Annotated in this window: 1 protein-coding gene; it reads right to left on the bottom strand. The window is 69.6% G+C overall.

What is annotated here, in order from left to right; all coding sequences use genetic code 11:
* Nucleotides 1-23 precede the first annotated feature (23 nt).
* Nucleotides 24-1,096, bottom strand: a protein-coding gene (locus ADK86_RS45655; protein ID WP_420718856.1) for an IS630 family transposase whose coding sequence is annotated in 2 segments (ribosomal slippage) — nucleotides 24-622 and nucleotides 622-1,096 — 1,074 coding nt in all. Because the reading frame shifts where the segments join, the coding sequence is not laid out codon by codon here.
* Between the last annotated feature and the right edge of the window lie 70 nt (nucleotides 1,097-1,166).

Below are 1,166 nucleotides of genomic sequence, written 5' to 3'. Positions count from 1 at the left end.
CTAGAGGTCTTTAATGGTTGGGGTTACGTGAGGTCGGAGCTCAGTCCGGTTCCGGTGAGGTAGCCGTCGATCAGGTCGGGGCGGTACTGCATCCGCTTGAGGCGGGTCTTGACCAGCAGGGTGAGCTGGCCGATGTCGTGCTTGGCCAGGTTGGCCAGGGAGCGCTTCAGGTGGGCCCAGACGGCCTCGACGGGATTCAGTTCGGGTGCGTACGGCGGCAGGTGGGCTACCGTCAGCCAGTCTCGGGCGGCGATCAATGTCCGCATGGTGGTGCTTCGGTGGGTGTTCAGGTTGTCCCAGACCAGCAGGATCGGGCCGCCGAGTTGCTGATGTGCGGCGTCCAGCAGCCGGATGTAGTCGGTCTCGGTGAAACCCTTGCGCCGCCCGCGAGCCGGACCGTGGTGCACCCGGGTGCGATAGAGCAGCCGCGGCCGTCGGCCGGGCCGGGTGCACACCAATGCGGCCAGCGAGATCCGTTTGGTGCCTGCCGCGGTCACCTGCACCACTGGGGTGTGTCCGCGGCGGCCCCAGGTGCGACCCCGCGGCGGTCTCAGCCCCTGGCCGGCCTCGTCTTCGAAACAGAGCCAGGCGCCCAGGTGTGCCGCCGTTCTTTTAACGTCGGCCACTGCTCGTCCTTCCATTCGGTGATGCGTGCCTCGTCCCGCTCCGCCGCCCTGCGGGCCGGGATCTGCACGCTCCAGCCGATGCGGTGCAGCAGCAGGTCCACCCCGGCCAGCGTGTAGTGGACCCCGAACCGCCGGTGGATGACTGCGGCGATCCGGGCCAGGGTCCAGCACTGATCCTCGCCCCAGCCGTGGGCGGCCGGACCGGCCTCCAACGCGTCCTCCAGTTCCCGCAGCTGTCGGTCGCTGAGCCGGCAGCGGGCGCCACCGGCCCCTTTGGATGCCAGCGCCTCCCGTCCGCCGCTGGCCAGGGCCCGGCGCCAGCGGTTGACCGACATCCGGGCCACCCGAAACCGCCGGGCCACTTCCTGGTCACCGGCGCCTGCCTCGATCCACTCAGCGGCTTCCAGGCGCACGCGTTCGCGCCGGGCGCGCTCCGCGGCGGTCAGCCCGCCACCATCGGGATACCTCATCCCTCCGGCATACCGAGGACACCACCAGCCGTCACCGGGACAGAGAACTCCCACCATTAAAGATCTCTAG

It is taken from the genome of Streptomyces sp. NRRL F-5755, assembly GCF_001279365.1.
Taxonomy (GTDB): domain Bacteria; phylum Actinomycetota; class Actinomycetes; order Streptomycetales; family Streptomycetaceae; genus Streptomyces; species Streptomyces rimosus.
This window is presented reverse-complemented; position numbering and strand designations above follow the sequence as displayed.